General features: G+C 45.5%; 16 protein-coding genes and 1 pseudogene. 5 read left to right on the top strand and 12 right to left on the bottom strand.

Annotated elements, in window-relative coordinates:
* The 4 genes and pseudogenes from WJ238_RS10845 to WJ238_RS10830 form a co-directional block, all read right to left on the bottom strand.
* Positions 1-238 (bottom strand): annotated as a pseudogene (locus WJ238_RS10845) (sensor histidine kinase); the annotation flags it as partial.
* A gap of 57 nt (positions 239-295) precedes the next feature.
* Positions 296-1,132 carry an ABC transporter permease gene (locus WJ238_RS10840; RefSeq protein WP_230106782.1) on the bottom strand — a complete coding sequence of 279 codons (837 nt, stop codon included), beginning with the start codon at positions 1,130-1,132 and terminating at the stop codon, positions 296-298.
* A complete protein-coding gene (locus WJ238_RS10835; protein ID WP_230107538.1) occupies positions 1,125-2,039 on the bottom strand; it encodes an ATP-binding cassette domain-containing protein in 915 nt (304 codons plus the stop codon). The genes WJ238_RS10840 and WJ238_RS10835 overlap by 8 nt, the downstream gene beginning before the upstream one ends.
* A 215-nt stretch (positions 2,040-2,254) precedes the next feature.
* Positions 2,255-2,548 carry a phage holin family protein gene (locus WJ238_RS10830; RefSeq protein WP_316266392.1) on the bottom strand — a complete coding sequence of 98 codons (294 nt, stop codon included), beginning with the start codon at positions 2,546-2,548 and terminating at the stop codon, positions 2,255-2,257.
* 183 nt (positions 2,549-2,731) lie between these two features.
* Here WJ238_RS10830 and WJ238_RS10825 point away from each other — a divergent pair, with 183 nt between their 5' ends.
* Genes WJ238_RS10825 through WJ238_RS10815 form a run of 3 tightly spaced genes read left to right on the top strand, consistent with a single transcriptional unit; the run spans position 2,732 to position 5,055 of the window.
* On the top strand, positions 2,732-3,532 hold the full coding sequence (locus WJ238_RS10825; RefSeq protein WP_256193214.1) for a MerR family transcriptional regulator: 801 nt from the start codon (positions 2,732-2,734) through the stop codon (positions 3,530-3,532).
* Positions 3,529-4,338: an ABC transporter ATP-binding protein gene (locus WJ238_RS10820; protein WP_337606932.1), complete on the top strand. Its 810-nt coding sequence runs from the start codon at positions 3,529-3,531 to the stop codon at positions 4,336-4,338. The genes WJ238_RS10825 and WJ238_RS10820 overlap by 4 nt, the downstream gene beginning before the upstream one ends.
* A gap of 3 nt (positions 4,339-4,341) precedes the next feature.
* Positions 4,342-5,055: an ABC transporter permease gene (locus tag WJ238_RS10815; RefSeq protein WP_230106786.1), complete on the top strand. Its 714-nt coding sequence runs from the start codon at positions 4,342-4,344 to the stop codon at positions 5,053-5,055.
* On the opposite strand, the gene WJ238_RS10810 is transcribed toward WJ238_RS10815, so the two are convergent.
* The 8 genes from WJ238_RS10810 to WJ238_RS10775 form a co-directional block, all read right to left on the bottom strand.
* Complete coding sequence (locus WJ238_RS10810) at positions 5,045-5,719, bottom strand: response regulator transcription factor (RefSeq protein ID WP_256193217.1); 675 nt, start codon at positions 5,717-5,719, stop codon at positions 5,045-5,047. The two genes, WJ238_RS10815 and WJ238_RS10810, sit on opposite strands and share 11 nt — an antisense overlap.
* A 127-nt stretch (positions 5,720-5,846) precedes the next feature.
* On the bottom strand, positions 5,847-7,451 hold the full coding sequence (pckA, locus tag WJ238_RS10805) for a phosphoenolpyruvate carboxykinase (ATP) (RefSeq protein WP_230106789.1): 1,605 nt from the start codon (positions 7,449-7,451) through the stop codon (positions 5,847-5,849).
* 185 nt (positions 7,452-7,636) lie between these two features.
* Positions 7,637-8,044, bottom strand: coding sequence for a cytidine deaminase (gene cdd, locus WJ238_RS10800; RefSeq protein ID WP_316268322.1), 408 nt, complete (start codon positions 8,042-8,044; stop codon positions 7,637-7,639).
* Positions 8,045-8,081: 37 nt separating this feature from the next.
* On the bottom strand, positions 8,082-9,569 hold the full coding sequence (gene thrC, locus WJ238_RS10795; protein WP_337606930.1) for a threonine synthase: 1,488 nt from the start codon (positions 9,567-9,569) through the stop codon (positions 8,082-8,084).
* Between the two features lie 48 nt (positions 9,570-9,617).
* Positions 9,618-10,928 carry a Na+/H+ antiporter NhaC family protein gene (locus WJ238_RS10790; RefSeq protein ID WP_230106792.1) on the bottom strand — a complete coding sequence of 437 codons (1,311 nt, stop codon included), beginning with the start codon at positions 10,926-10,928 and terminating at the stop codon, positions 9,618-9,620.
* A gap of 2 nt (positions 10,929-10,930) precedes the next feature.
* Positions 10,931-11,422, bottom strand: coding sequence for a 3-isopropylmalate dehydratase small subunit (locus WJ238_RS10785; RefSeq protein WP_230106793.1), 492 nt, complete (start codon positions 11,420-11,422; stop codon positions 10,931-10,933).
* Positions 11,422-12,696: a 3-isopropylmalate dehydratase large subunit gene (gene leuC, locus WJ238_RS10780; protein WP_230106794.1), complete on the bottom strand. Its 1,275-nt coding sequence runs from the start codon at positions 12,694-12,696 to the stop codon at positions 11,422-11,424. The genes WJ238_RS10785 and leuC overlap by 1 nt, the downstream gene beginning before the upstream one ends.
* Before the next feature lie 110 nt (positions 12,697-12,806).
* Positions 12,807-13,679: a putative ABC transporter permease gene (locus tag WJ238_RS10775; protein ID WP_337606928.1), complete on the bottom strand. Its 873-nt coding sequence runs from the start codon at positions 13,677-13,679 to the stop codon at positions 12,807-12,809.
* A gap of 119 nt (positions 13,680-13,798) precedes the next feature.
* On the opposite strand from WJ238_RS10775, the gene WJ238_RS10770 reads away from it, so the two are divergent.
* Positions 13,799-14,047 (top strand): FeoA family protein, encoded by a 249-nt coding sequence (locus WJ238_RS10770; protein WP_230106796.1) that lies wholly within the window; start codon positions 13,799-13,801, stop codon positions 14,045-14,047.
* A partial coding sequence (locus tag WJ238_RS10765) for a FeoB small GTPase domain-containing protein (protein WP_337606927.1) occupies positions 14,026-15,157 on the top strand: 1,132 nt, incomplete at its 3' end. The genes WJ238_RS10770 and WJ238_RS10765, both read left to right, overlap by 22 nt.

The raw sequence follows: 15,157 nt of genomic DNA, 5'->3' as shown, positions 1-15,157 counted from the left end.
ACTCATAGCGCAGCCTCTCCTTTCGTAAATATTTCACCTGGCGGTCAAGATCTTCTGCCAGAGCACGCATTTTTTTATCGCCGCTGCTGATATCTATTCCCACATTTGTGTCTTCTGTCAGCCTTTCTTTCATCTGGCAGCGGATTTCATCCGCCGCCTTACGCATAAGAAAAATTTTGATTCCAAGTGCTGCACAGATACAGATCAGCACAATGCAGATACTGCCAACTAACATCATTTTCTTTCCTCCAAAGCGCCGTCCTGTACCGATACTCCTGTCCACAGTCCGTGCATTTTATTTCAGATCTTTTCTGCGAAAGCCCAGCAATCCTGCCAGATTGGCTCCCGCTATGACGATCAGAGAATACACTCCAAGCAGAGCCGGATGGTCTGTCCCCATTCCCCCTCCTATGGTGTAGCCCTGACCCTGGGGGATAAAATCAAGCCAGAACTGGTACCACTGCCTTGCGCTTCCAGTGAGATACCGCTCATTTCTCACCTGTTCCATCACAATGGTTCCATCAGCCATCTTCTTCGCCGCATCGTAAAATTCCGGCATTGTCAGCATATTGGCAAGATAGCTTCCAAGCATAAGAAGAGCAAAGGTTCCCACCTGGCAGAGCACCGCCACTGCCGCCTTGTTCTGACAGAGCATGGAAACGCAGGTATACATGGCCACCTCACTGCAGATCAGGAGCGCGCCCACACAGGAACCAATCCCCATGATCTTTAAAAATTCCGCCTTAAATCCAAACATTGGGATTGCGATCACACTTACAACAAGGGAATAGCAGGCCTGCATAAAAATCCCCGCCGCCGCACAGGTCACATAGCCGGACAGATAGATATCATTCCTTGTACATCCTGTTACCAGCTTATTTCTTATGGTGCCGTCGCTGTACTCTGTTCCCAGGAACAGGTTGGTGAATGCCGCCAGCGCCATAGGCAGCATCAGGTAGGAGTTTAAAAAGATCCTCGGAAATTCCCCCGACATATCCACATCATAGTTTATCATCGCATTGTATTGACTGATACAGACGATCACCCCAAACAGACACACCACCGCTGTCGTGATCCATAACACCCGATCCTTCCAAAGTCTTGCAAAATTTGCACGCAGCAGTCTACGCATGGCTCTCACCTCCCATCAGATTGATGTAATAGCTCTCCAGGCTTTCATCCTTTTCTGCCATCTGCTTTATCTTGCATCCTTCTTTTTCCAGAGCAAGAACCAACTCTGTCACATCCCAGCTTCCAAACACATCTGCTCCGGAAGCGGATGTAACCGCATACTCCATATCTCTGGCCTCCAAAACCCGGACAAGGGCAGACAGATCCGTCACTTCCAGGTGCATCCCCCTCCGGCTTGCCTCTTCCAGTTCTTTCGCACTGACCTCCCGCACGATCCTTCCACTGTCAATAAATCCGTAATGAGTGGCAAGACGGGATAACTCGTCCAGAATATGGCTGGAGATCAGGAAGGTAATTTTCCGTTCCCGGTTCAGCTTTAAGATCAGCTCTCTGATCTCTATAATTCCCTGGGGATCCAGCCCGTTTACCGGCTCGTCCAGCACCAGGAAGTCCGGATCTCCCGCAAGAGCCACCGCAATCCCAAGGCGCTGCTTCATACCAAGAGAAAAATTCTTCGCTTTTTTCTTCCCTGTATTTTCAAGCCCTACCAGTTCCAGAAGTTCTTCTACCCCTTCAAAGGAAGGGCGTCCCAGCACACGGTACTGCTCTTTCAGATTGTCCGTGGCTGTCATATTCAGATAAATAGAGGGCGTTTCCACTACTGCTCCGATGCGCCTTCTTATCTTTTCCATATTTCCTTGAGTATTCTTTTGCCCATACAGAGTATAACTTCCCGACGTAGGGGTCTGCAGACCGCAGATCAGGCGGATCAACGTCGTTTTTCCCGCTCCGTTTCTTCCCACAAATCCGTAGATTGCTCCTTTCTCCACATGCATGGAAAGACCGCTTAATGCCTTAAAATTCCGGTACTGCTTTGTCAGATTCTCTGTTGTCAGTACATATTCCATCTTCATGCCTCCTTGCCCTGCACCGATGTACAAAGAACACAGCATTTTGGAATATCCCGCTCCCTGTACATCAGTGTCATCTGTCATTTCAGAAACTTCCTAACTTCTTTCAAGTTTCTAACATGATAATAGCATACTGTTCTTAAACATCCGGTTAATAAAACAGTTAAGAAGCAGTTAAGAAAAATTTTTTCTCAGTTTTTATTTTCCCTGCATCATTCTCTTTTTCCGACTTGCTTTACAACCTGATCGACATAAGTAGACAGTCCGGCCACCAGGATTCCCTGGACAACCGCTGTAAACACCGCCATTGCTATGTCCTGCTTATCTTCTGTCGGACAGGTGCCCAGCACCCAGATAGCGCACAGCACGATCCCGATCACGCCCAGGATCAAAGGGATGTACTTATCTTTAAAGGTCTGCGCTTTCTTTAGTCCTGCGCCGATAAAATACAATACCACCGCTACAATAAGCAGCTCCGGTTTTACATAGTTTAATATCTGGTCCATATTATCCCCCAATTTTCCATTGGCACTTTCAGAACCGGCAGCATTTCACCGGTCTGATGCCTTCTCATAATATTCTATGAACCTCCGCTGCAAAAGAAGCATATCCTCTTCTAAATTTTCCAAAAATCCCTTGCTTATGACGCTGCGTCATAAGATATACTATAGTCAGGAGGTGACAGCACTATGGAAAAACACAGAGCGATACCAAAAGGATATATGACTGTGGGAGAGGTGGCAAAAAAGATGGATGTCACTGTGCGGACACTGCAGCATTACGACCGGGAGGGCCTGCTGCGCCCCTCTGCAGTAAGCGAAGGCGGCCGCCGGCTGTATACTGACAAAGACATTATAAAACTCCATCAGATTTTATCTTTCAAGCATTTGGGATTCTCCCTGGACGATATTAAGAACCGACTTTCTCCCCTCGACACTCCGGCTGAAGTGGCCAGTATCCTTGCAGCACAGGCAGACGCCGTCCGCCAGAAAATCGAAAATCTCTCCCAATCTCTGAAAGAACTGGAAGCCTTGAGGGAAGAGGTCCTTCAGATGCAGACTGTCAATTTTAAAAAATATGCGGACATTATTGTAAATTTGCAGATGAAAAATGATTTTTACTGGCTGATCAAACACTTTGATGACCAGACCCTTGATCATATCCGCGGCCGCTTTGACAAAGAAAGCGGAAAGGCGTTCATGGAGAGATTCCTCAAACTCCAAAACGAAGCAATACAGCTTCAAAATGCAGGCATCCCTGCCGACAGTGAGGAGGGACAGCAATTTGCCAAAACCTACTGGGACATGATAACAGAATTTACCGGTCAGGATATGGGAATGCTTTCCAAACTGGTGGAAATCGGGCAATTCGAGAACGCAGACCCCCAGTGGAAAGAATGGCAGATACAGGCCAATACCTATGTAGAACAGGCCTTAAACGTCTATTTCAGTAATTTGGGCACAGATCCGTTTCAGGAGGAAAACCAATGACACATGCCATAGAAGTAAGCGCTCTGACAAAAACTTATGGAGAACATCAAGTCTTAAAAGGCATTGATCTTCACGTGAGAAAAGGTGAAATTTTTGCCCTGCTTGGCGTAAACGGCGCCGGCAAAACCACTGCTCTTGAATGCATTGAAGGTTTAAAAAAATATGACAGCGGCAGCATAACTGTTATCGGAAGAACAGGGATCCAGCTCCAGTCCTCCTCTTTGCCCGAACACATAAAAACAATGGAGGCCATCCGATTATTCTCCCAATGGAACCGTTCCCCGCTTCCCGAGGAAACCCTCCATGCCCTCGGTATTTATGAATTTTCCCAAAAGCAATACTTCCAATTGTCAACCGGACAAAAAAGACGGCTTCATCTTGCCCTTTCCCTTATCAGAGATCCGGACATTCTCTTTCTTGATGAACCTACCGCCGGTCTTGACGTGGAAGGCAGATTGCTTCTCCACCAACAGATAAGGCAGCTGAACGCTATGGGAAAGACAATCGTTCTGGCAAGCCACGACATGACGGAAGTAGAAACCTTATGCGACCGGATTGCTATTTTATCAGGAGGCAGGATTGCCTTTACAGGCACAGTGGAGCAGCTTCAAAAAAGGATGGGGAAACATTACAACATTACGATCCGGACAAATGCCGGAATAGAAAGATATGAGTCAGATTCCATCGAGAATACCCTGTTTGAACTGCTTATAAAGCATAGAGAAAAAAGCGAGGCCATCTTGGATATTCAAGTGAATCGGGGCTCTTTAGAACAGCATTTTATGAAAATCGCAAAGGAGGGATGATCTATGAAAGCTTTTTTATACGGAATCGCATTACAGTGGAAATTAGACATACGTAGTAAGACTCTTCTCATCACCTGCTACATTGTTCCTCTTTTATTCTTCGGAGTAATGGGCAGTATCTTTACCTCTGTCATGCCGGATTCAAAAGAAACTCTGATCCAGTCCATGACCATATTCGGCGTCACAATGGGCGCACTGATCGGCGTCCCTCCCTCTCTTGCGGAAATTTACAGAAGTGATGTCAAAAAAATTTACAGGGCCAATGGCGTCCCCCTGTATCTTGGCATTGTCTCAATAAATATTTCCGCTTTTCTTCATCTGTGGATCATGAGCGCCATTATCTGCATTGCCGCGCCGCTTGCGTTCGACGCCGGGATTCCGGAAAATTCAGGGCTGTATCTTGCAGGACTGGCTGTTTTCACTGCTGCATCCCTTGCCATTGCAAGCATCATCGGTCTGGCTGTAAAGGATCCGGCAAAAACCTCTATGTTTTCCATCCTTATTTTCCTGCCTTCTATCATGCTTTCCGGGATTATGTTTCCAGTAAATCTCCTTCCCGGCTCTCTTGAAACTGCCGGAAAATTTTTCCCGGCATCATGGGGATATCGCTGCATGACAGAACAGGTCTTTCATTTTGAGTTATTTCTGCCTCTTCTCTTCCTTTTTGCCGCTGCTGTTATCATATGCGCTATTTTACTGCGCCGGGTCAGCAAGTAGCGTCCTGGCGCATTTTAAATCCGATCCCCCAAACAGACTCTATATAATCTTTCCCTGATTCACTTTTCAGTTTCTTTCTAAGATTGCTGATGTGGATTTTCAAAGAGCTTTCCGTGCAGTCCGGCGTGTCTTCACTGATGGCATCCAGTATCCTTGCTTTTGTCACAACCTGAGACGGGTTTTTTATCAGCTGCTTTAAAACTGCAAATTCTGTGGGAGTCAGATGGATCTTAGCTTCCCCCACATATGCTTCGAAAGTATCTAAATCTATAGTAATCTCTTCAAATGTAAGAATGCCTCTTCCCTTGCTTCCGCCAGATCCGCGCAGCTGCACTGCGATCCTTGCCATCAGTTCCCGTATATCGAAAGGCTTTGTCACATAATCTGCCGCTCCGCCCAGCAGCAGATCCACTTTATGATCAATTTCTGCTTTTGCGCTGACAACGATCACCGGTATTCCCTGAATCTTTTCCAGCACCTTCTCTCCCGCAAGACCCGGCAGCATCAGGTCCAAAAGAACCAGATCCGGACTTCTTTTCTCAAAAAGAAGAAGGGCTTCTGTCCCCGAATAGGCACGTATCACCTGATACCCCTCCTCCTTAAGCGCCCGTTCCAGCATGCTGCCGATATATTCGTCATCATCAATTACTGCGATCAAACTCACTGGTTTTCCTCCTGCGTCATTCCAATCTACTCTTCCATCTTTTTACATGTCCAATAGTTTCGCCTGTTTCCATTCTGGTAACAAAAAACTTCCCGGCTGTTTGCCGGGAAGTCCATCTTCTTTATTCTTATATCTGCGGACCAGCAGCAACCAGTGCTTTTCCGATCTCGTTGCCTTCGTATTTTGCGAAGTTCTTGTTGAAGCGCTGTGCAAGATCTTTTGCTTTCTCTTCCCATTCTGCTGCATCTGCATATGTGTCGCGTGGGTCAAGAATTGCAGGATCTACACCTGGAAGCTCTGTCGGAACTTCAAAGTTGAAGTACGGAATCTTCTTAGTTGGCGCTGTCAGGATAGAGCCATCAAGGATCGCATCGATGATACCGCGAGTATCTTTGATGGAGATACGTTTTCCTGTTCCGTTCCATCCTGTATTTACAAGGTAAGCTTTTGCTCCGCTTGCTTTCATTCTCTTAACAAGCTCTTCTGCATATTTTGTAGGATGCAGTTCCAGGAATGCCTGACCGAAGCATGCAGAGAAAGTCGGTGTAGGCTCTGTGATTCCACGCTCTGTTCCTGCAAGTTTTGCTGTAAATCCGGACAGGAAGTAGTACTCTGTCTGCTCTGGTGTCAGAACAGATACCGGAGGAAGCACTCCGAAAGCGTCTGCTGACAGGAAGATTACATTCTTTGCTGCAGGAGCTGCAGAAACCGGACGAACGATTTTTTCAATATGATCGATCGGGTAAGATACACGTGTATTTTCTGTCACGCTCTTATCTGTGAAATCGATCTTTCCGTCTTTGTCCAGTGTAACATTCTCAAGAAGAGCATTGCGTTTGATCGCATTGTAGATATCCGGCTCGGAATCTTTGTCAAGGTCAATAACTTTTGCGTAGCATCCGCCCTCGAAGTTGAAGATACCATTGTCATCCCAGCCGTGCTCGTCATCACCAATAAGGAGTCTCTTCGGATCTGTGGAAAGTGTTGTCTTTCCTGTTCCGGAAAGTCCGAAGAAAATTGCTGTGTTCTCGCCATTCATATCTGTGTTTGCAGAGCAGTGCATGGAAGCGATTCCCTTCAGAGGCAGGTAGTAGTTCATCATAGAGAACATACCTTTTTTCATCTCTCCGCCGTACCATGTGTTTACGATAACCTGCTCGCGGCTTGTGATGTTGAACATAACTGCTGTCTCTGATCCAAGTCCCAGCTCTTTGTAGTTTTCAACTTTTGCCTTGGATGCATTGTAAACAACAAAATCCGGCTCAAAGTTTTCCAACTCTTCTGCTGTAGGGCGGATGAACATATTTGTAACGAAATGAGCCTGCCATGCCACTTCCATAATGAAACGGATTGCCATGCGTGTGTCTTTGTTTGCGCCGCAGAATGCGTCTACAACAAACAGTCTCTTGCTGGAAAGCTCATTTAATGCAATTTTCTTTACCTCATCCCATGCCTCCTGGCTTGCCGGATGGTTGTCGTTTTTATATTCGTCTGATGTCCACCATACAGTGTCTTTGGAATTTTCATCCATAACAATGTATTTATCTTTTGGAGAACGGCCTGTGTAGATACCAGTCATAACATTAACTGCGCCAAGCTCGCTGACCTGTCCTTTGTCAAAACCTTCCAGATTCGGATTTGTTTCCTCTTCAAACAGCATCTCAAAGGAAGGATTGTGAACAATCTCTGTTGTTCCGGTGATACCATACTTTGTTAAATCGATATTTGCCATGTTACGCTCAACCTCTTTCTTTCTCTAATATTATGGACCGGAAAATCAATCTAAAAATGAGATCGGAAGACCGGCATATTTCCTATCATTTCGACAGGACATCCATTGTAGTCCATTATACAGGATAATAATCAAAAAATCAACTCCAAAAGCGTTAATCTTATAACAAATGCAGGATTGGCGCATCAATCCTGCATTTTAAATCCTTTTGGGAGAAGTTCATCCAGGGTCATGATTTCCAGAGATTCCCTGCTTTTTCCACATATAATCCGGAAAGTGCAGGGATCACAAAATTCCGCCATTACCTGGCGGCACACTCCACACGGGTAACAGCTTATAAGCTCATCCTTTCCTCCGGCGATAGCAATCGCTTCAAAATCACGTTCTCCCTGGGATATCGCCGAAAAGAAGGCACTCCTCTCTGCGCAATTCGTCGGGCTGTAAGCTGCATTTTCAATGTTGCATCCCCGAAACACCTTTCCGCCCCGGCTCAAAAGTGCAGCTCCCACTTTGAAACCAGAATAAGGGCTGTAGGAATATTCCCTTGCTGCCACAGCCAGCTCCCACAATTTCTTCTCATCCAACTCTTCCATACATCCGCCTCGTTCTTCCGGGGATTCCCAAATCTCTTTATAAACCAAGGATCTTCTTTACTTCCTCCTCCATTTTATCGGCATCGCACTCTCTTGTATGCAGTACTTCCGCATCGAGAATATCGCAAATGGCTTTCGGCATCTCTACTTTAGATACTTTTTCCAGATTGCCAAGAAGCTTCAGCTCGTCCTTTTCTCCGTCAGCCTGCCCGATAGCCTGCATGACACTCTTTACAAACTTATATGGGCTGGCCGTAGATGCGATCACACATTTTGTCTCATCTTTTGTTCTTGTTTTATAGTCCTCACACACATAAGCCGCCACAGCTGTATGGGTGTCGATCACATATCCTGTTCTGTCATAAATCTTCCGGATCATATCGGCCGTTTCCTGCTCTGATGCATAACCGGCATCAAAATCCTGCAAATGGTCTCTCATCGCCGGAGTGATAGTATATTTCCCTTTCTGATTCAAAAGCCCCATCAGCTCTGCATCTTTTTCACAGTCACAATCAGAAATCTGATAAATGAGACGCTCCAGATTACTGGACACAAGAATATCCATAGAAGGAGAGGTTGTAAGCAAAAATTCGCGGTTTTTATCGTATGTTCCTGTACGGAAGAAATCAAACAATACTTTATTTTCGTTGGACGCACAGATCAGCTTGTGAATGGGAATCCCCATCTGCTTAGCGTAACATGCGGCAAGAATATTTCCGAAATTTCCTGTAGGCACAACAACGTTTATATTTTCGCCCGACTCAATCTCACCATTTTCCAAAAGCTTTCCGTAAGCATAGACATAATAGACTATCTGCGGCACAAGTCTTCCAATATTAATGGAATTTGCAGAAGAAAACTGATAACCGTCCGCTGCCAGCTCTTCTTTTAAAGCCTGGCTGCCAAACATTTCTTTTACTCCCCTTTGGGCATCGTCAAAATTCCCGTGAATTGCCACAACATCCACGTTTTTTCCTCTCTGCGTCACCATCTGCAGCTCCTGTACCTTGCTGACGCCTCCTTTGGGATAAAAAACAATGATCCTTGTTCCTTCCACATCTGCAAATCCAGCCATCGCTGCCTTTCCGGTATCACCTGATGTGGCGGCCAGAATCACAATTTCCTTATCAACATGATTTTTCTTTGCCGCCGTTGTCATGAGATACGGCAAAATGGAAAGGGCCATATCTTTAAAAGCAATCGTAGCACCATGGAACAACTCCAGATAATAAGTGTCGTCCACTTTCACGAGAGGAGCGATCTCCTCTGTGTCAAATTTGCTGTCGTATGCTTTTCTGATACATTCTTTCAGCTCTTCCTCTGTAAAATCCGTCAAAAATTCTTTCATAACTGCAAACGCAGTTTCCTGATAACTCAGACCCTTCAGTTCTTCCAACGAAAGTGCGAGCGCCGGAATCTTCTCCGGCACAAACAGTCCTCCGTCATCTGCAAGTCCTTTTAAAATTGCCTGTGACGCTGTCACTTCCACACTGGGATTTCTCGTACTTTTATACTGCAAATTCATATGTTTCACCTTTCTGTCCCTGACTGTTTCTGCCAGAGTTTCATCTGTTTACGCTTCCTTTCTGTTTCTGAACAGAATAAACAAGACTGCGCTCACTGCCATGAGGATCGGATAATAGAGGTACGGTATGATCTCAAATGGAGTCAACGCTGTAAGGCTGGCCGCCGACAAAAGCTGTGCGCCGTAAGGAATCAGTCCCTGCCCCACAGAAGTAAAAATATCCAGAAGCGAAGCGGAACGCCTGGACGAAACATGATACTCCTCACTGATCTCTTTAGCGATCGGTCCCGCCATTACAATAGCTACTGTATTGTTTGCTGTACATGCATCTACCAAAAGTGCAAGAGAAGCAATTCCAAACTCTGCACCTTTCTCGCCCCGTATCCGTTTGTGGATCCATCCCAGAATAAAATGGATTCCGCCATACTCTTTCATCAGCGACACAATACATGCCACTATAATGGAAATAACCGTAATATCGTACATACCGGTTACGCCGCCTATAGCTGTTCCATTTATCTCTCCGCCTCCAACGGCAAGAAAAATCTGTCCAAGTTCAATACTGCCCGTTGCAACTCCCACAATAAGAGAGAGAACCGTACCGCCGATCAGCACTACAAACACATTAATTCCGATCAGCGCTCCCACCAGCACCACAATATAAGGCACAACTTTCCATATATTATAACTCAAATCTTCCGCCATCTTAAAATCGCCGTTTCTGGTGATCAGGAAAAACAGAATAATTGTAAGGATCGCCGCCGGAAGTACGATCAGGAAATTTTCCCGAAATTTGTCCTTCATTTCACATCCCTGTGTCTTCACCGCTGCAATCGTTGTATCTGATATCATAGAGAGATTGTCTCCAAACATAGCCCCACACACAACAGCTCCAATACAGATCGGCATTGCGAATCCTGTCTTTTCACTGATTCCCACTGCAATCGGCGCCAGAGCCGCAATGGTTCCCATAGATGTCCCCATAGATACAGAAATAAAACATCCGATCACAAAAAGTCCCACTACAGCAATCTGTGACGGAAGAACGGACAACCCCAGATTCACAGTACTTTCCACTCCGCCTGCTGCTGTCACAGCACCGGAAAATCCCCCCGCGCAAAGGAAAATAAGACTCATTGTAATAATATTGTCATCGCCTACTCCCTTTGCTATCACAGTGATCTTTTCATCAAAGCTAAGGCTTTTATTTTGACAGAAAGCCACGCCTAAGGCAATCAGAAACGCCACAATAGTCGGCATTGCATAAAAGTCTTTCGTCACAATACCAAACCCCAAAAAAATCACCAGAAACACTCCTATAGGCAGAAGTGCTATTGCTCTTCCTTTTTTTTGTTCCATAACTATTTCCTTTTGTTATTTGTATAATTTACAAGACCGCCTGCTGCGATCAGCTTCTGCATAAATTCCGGGAACGCCTGTCCCTGGAACTCTGTACCTTTTGTCCGGTTGTAGATCTTTCCACTGTCAAAATCCACTTCCACTTCATCCCCAGCTTCGATTCCTCTTGCCGCCTCAGGACACTCAATGATCGGAAGACCGATATTGATGGCATTTCTGTAGAAAATCCTTGCGAATGTCTCTGCGATCACACAGCTTACGCCCGCTGTTTTCAGACAGAGCGGTGCGTGCTCTCTGGAAGATCCACACCCAAAGTTTTTATTTGCCACGATCAGATCTCCCGGCTGTACTTTTCCCGCAAATTCCGGATCTATATCTGCCATGGCATGACTTGCCAGCTCCTGTGGATCAAAGGAATTTAAATATCTAGCCGGAATGATCACGTCCGTATCTACATTATCGCCATATTTGAATACTTTTCCCAATGCTTTCATTATCTGTCACCTGCTTTCTCTGGATTTGCAATATATCCTGCAATCGCGCTCGCTGCCGCTGTTTCCGGTGATGCCAGATAGATCAGGGAGTCTACATGCCCCATTCTTCCGACAAAATTCCGGTTCGTTGTAGATACGCATTTCTCTCCCGCTGCAAGGACTCCCATATGTCCTCCCATGCAGGGACCGCAGCTTGGAGTGTTGAAAGCGCATCCTGCATCGATAAAGATATCTACCAGTCCTTCTTTGATACATTCTTTGTAGATTTTCTGTGTACCCGGTATTACCATGACACGCACATCCGGATGTACCTTATGCCCCTTTAAAATAGCTGCTGCCCGGCGCATATCCTCCATCCTTCCGTTTGTACAGGATCCGATCACAACCTGGTCGATCTTAATAGGTTCCATTGCCTCAATCTCATCAATGGTCTTTGCGTTGCCCGGAAGATGAGGAAATGCCACAGTCGGACGCACTTTAGAGAGATCCACCTCTACCACTTCATCATAACAGGCATCTTCATCTGCTTCGTAAATCTTATATTCCTTATCAGAATGTTCCCTGATATAGTCCTCTGCCAGTTTATCTACCGGGAATATCCCATTTTTTGCCCCGGCTTCAATCGCCATGTTTGCCATAGTAAACCGATCGTCCATTGTCAGATTGGCAATCCCGTCCCCGGTAAATTCCATAGATTTGTACAGAGCGCCGTCCACTCCGATTCTTCCGATAATATGGATAATAATATCTTTCCCGCTGACATATCTGGACGGTTTCCCTGTCAGGACAAACTTGATCGCGGAGGGAACTTTAAACCACAGTTCTCCCGTTGCCATTCCGGTGGCAATATCCGTTGTTCCCACACCGGTAGAAAACGCCCCCAAAGCCCCGTATGTACAAGTATGTGAATCAGCACCTATAATGCATTCTCCCGCCACTGTAATTCCTTTTTCCGGAAGAATTGCATGTTCGATTCCCATTTGACCCACTTCATAATAGTGAGACAGTTCCTGCTCTCTTGCAAATTCCCGGAGGGATTTTGAATTCTGTGCTGATTTGATATCTTTATTTGGAGTAAAATGATCCGGCACAAGGACTACTTTATCCTTGTCAAATACTTTTTCCGCCATCTGCTTAAACACCGGAATCGCCATTGGTCCTGTAATATCATTCGCCATGACTACATCCAGTTTTGCTTCGATCAGCTGCCCCGCCTCCACATGATCCAATCCTGCGTGTGCAGCCAGGATCTTCTGCGTCATTGTCATACCCATAATCGTATGCCTCCTTCTTCCTCTGTTTCTGTCTTAAACTGTATTTTAACACGGCGTGCCCCTGATTGACAAGGACACTCTTTTTCCTCTTTCATCCACAGCTACTATTTCTACAATGTTTTTCTCTTCTCCATTCTTTCCCGCAGCTCATTTAAAATTTCTCTGTGCTTTCTGGATTCCATCTTAGGGAAAGCCTTTGCCAAACGGCGGCTGACATGAGTACTTGCCGCTGCCAGTTCCTCGTACCGTTTCTTTAGCTCTTCACGGCGCATACGCATATCCCCTCTGATATCTTCTTTCAAATCTTCCTTCAAATCAGAGAACTCCCCATATTTCTCCAGAAATTCTTCTTTCCTGTCCTCTAATCTCTCCAGTTTCTCCACAGCGTCCATCACGTTTTCATGAATATTGATTCCCATTTTGTCAGAAATTTCATGAAGCTCCATCGCAATCTTCTCCATTGCCTCCAGACGTTTGTTCAGCTTGAGTATGCCTGCCGACGTCACTGCAATGTCCACAGCCAACACTATAATAAACAGAACGCAAAGTGTAAGTCCCAAAGGGAACGGCACCAGTTCCGTCAGTTTTTCAGTCATCGGATGAACTATTTTCATGATCACCACACAGGCTGCTCCCCACACAAGAGAAAACAGGAGACAGACATATCCTCCTATATTTAATGGCATTTCCGAATAATCCCACCATTTGTGATGAAATATCTTATCCATGGCATATCCGGTCAGCCATTCAATAAACGTGACTAAAATAACCGAAGCCACATAAAGTAAGACAAGGTGATCTTTCCATGGTTCCAGCAGGGTGACGACAGCTCCCACCCCGACTCCATACACCGGACAAATTGGTCCGTTCAAAAATCCTCTGTTTACAAATCTTCTTTCTTTTACACTTGCAAAAGCCACCTCGACACACCAGCCTGTGAACCCATATATAAAGAAATAAACAATCAGTCTGTAAGCCTCCATATGTAATCTCCTTTACTTTTTACTATGGCATAGAGTATACCTTACGTTGTCAGCTGCGTCAAATAGTGGTATAATTTTGTAGCAAAAGATAATTTTTCTCAATTAAAGGAGATGTACAAATGATACTTAAGCAAGGGAGAAATGATCATACTTACAAAGTTTGTGCCATCAACACAGAACATGCGCTGGAACGCCGTCTGGAGGCTCTTGGTCTTACCGAAGGAGCTTTCGTTACAATATTAAACAATAACAAAAAGGGGGCCCTTACTGTTAAATTCCGGGGAACCCGTTTTGCAGTCGGCAGACATATTGCCGAACACATTGAAGTGGAGGAGGTGGGTCCGTCATGTCCAACCCTATCCGCGTAGGATTTATCGGCAACCCAAACTGTGGAAAAACCACTTTATTTAACGCATACACAGGCGCTAATCTGAAGGTTGCCAACTGGCCCGGTGTTACAGTTGAAAAAAAGGAAGGCCGCACCGTCTACCAGGGACAGGAATTTCAGCTGATCGACCTTCCCGGAATTTACAGTCTGACTTCCTATACTATGGAAGAAACTGTTTCCCGTGAATGCATCATGAGTGATGAAGTGGATGTCATTGTAGATGTGGCAGATGCCTCCTGTCTGGAACGAAATCTCTACCTGACTCTGCAGCTTATTGAACTTGGAAAACCTGTCATTCTTGCTTTAAATATGATGGATATCGTAGAGGAACGGGGAATGGAGATCGATCTTCACCGACTTCCTGAAATGTTGGGAATCCCGGTTGTTCCGGTATCGGCAAGAAAAAAAAGCGGGCTGTCCATTTTGCTTCATGCAGTCATGCATCATAAGGAGCATCCGCAGCAAAGCCCGTTCATCCATCACCACCATGGAGAGTCCTCTCACCACAAACATGACCACCATCAGGAATACGCCATGGTCTATCAGGATTATATCGAAGACAAGATCGATCTGCTCATAGACCGGATCTGCTGCATTTATCCCGATCTGGAGGACAAGCGCTGGTATGCCCTGAAATATCTCGAAAAGGACAAAAACGTTATCAATTCTCATCCTCTTGAATTTGAGGATATTATAGACCGTGATTACGAAAAAGATATTATTAATCAGAAATACAATTTTATAGAAGAAATTGTAGATGAGGTTCTCGTCAACAAAAAAAAGAACGAAGCCCGCACAGACCATATTGACCGCTATCTCACCAGCAAATGGCTTGGTCTGCCGATTTTTCTTGCCATCATGGCTCTGGTATTTTTCCTGACTTTTACGATCGGAGATTTTCTGAAGGGCTATTTTGAGATCGGACTTGACAGCCTGTCTTCTTTTGCCGAAGAAGGACTTGTCTCTCTCCATGTCAATGCCATGCTCATTTCCCTGATCGTGGACGGAATCATTTCAGGAGTCGGAGGCATCCTCACGTTCCTGCCCAATATTTTTATTTTATTCCTGGCTCTTGCTTTTTTGGAGGACA

It is taken from the genome of Claveliimonas sp. (assembly GCF_037273965.1).
In the GTDB taxonomy this organism is placed as follows: Bacteria; Bacillota; Clostridia; order Lachnospirales; family Lachnospiraceae; genus Claveliimonas; species Claveliimonas bilis.
Note: the sequence above shows the minus strand (reverse complement) of the source record. Positions and strands in the feature narration are given on the sequence as shown.

Coding starts and splice junctions, on each gene's coding strand:
- WJ238_RS10840 (WP_230106782.1), bottom strand. CDS start 1,132: ATGCGTAGACTGCTGCGTGCAAATTTTGCAAGACTTTGGAAGGATCGG.
- WJ238_RS10835 (WP_230107538.1), bottom strand. CDS start 2,039: ATGGAATATGTACTGACAACAGAGAATCTGACAAAGCAGTACCGGAAT.
- WJ238_RS10830 (WP_316266392.1), bottom strand. CDS start 2,548: ATGGACCAGATATTAAACTATGTAAAACCGGAGCTGCTTATTGTAGCG.
- WJ238_RS10825 (WP_256193214.1), top strand. CDS start 2,732: ATGGAAAAACACAGAGCGATACCAAAAGGATATATGACTGTGGGAGAG.
- WJ238_RS10820 (WP_337606932.1), top strand. CDS start 3,529: ATGACACATGCCATAGAAGTAAGCGCTCTGACAAAAACTTATGGAGAA.
- WJ238_RS10815 (WP_230106786.1), top strand. CDS start 4,342: ATGAAAGCTTTTTTATACGGAATCGCATTACAGTGGAAATTAGACATA.
- pckA (WP_230106789.1), bottom strand. CDS start 7,451: ATGGCAAATATCGATTTAACAAAGTATGGTATCACCGGAACAACAGAG.
- cdd (WP_316268322.1), bottom strand. CDS start 8,044: ATGGAAGAGTTGGATGAGAAGAAATTGTGGGAGCTGGCTGTGGCAGCA.
- thrC (WP_337606930.1), bottom strand. CDS start 9,569: ATGAATTTGCAGTATAAAAGTACGAGAAATCCCAGTGTGGAAGTGACA.
- WJ238_RS10790 (WP_230106792.1), bottom strand. CDS start 10,928: ATGGAACAAAAAAAAGGAAGAGCAATAGCACTTCTGCCTATAGGAGTG.
- WJ238_RS10785 (WP_230106793.1), bottom strand. CDS start 11,422: ATGAAAGCATTGGGAAAAGTATTCAAATATGGCGATAATGTAGATACG.
- leuC (WP_230106794.1), bottom strand. CDS start 12,696: ATGGGTATGACAATGACGCAGAAGATCCTGGCTGCACACGCAGGATTG.
- WJ238_RS10775 (WP_337606928.1), bottom strand. CDS start 13,679: ATGGAGGCTTACAGACTGATTGTTTATTTCTTTATATATGGGTTCACA.
- WJ238_RS10770 (WP_230106796.1), top strand. CDS start 13,799: ATGATACTTAAGCAAGGGAGAAATGATCATACTTACAAAGTTTGTGCC.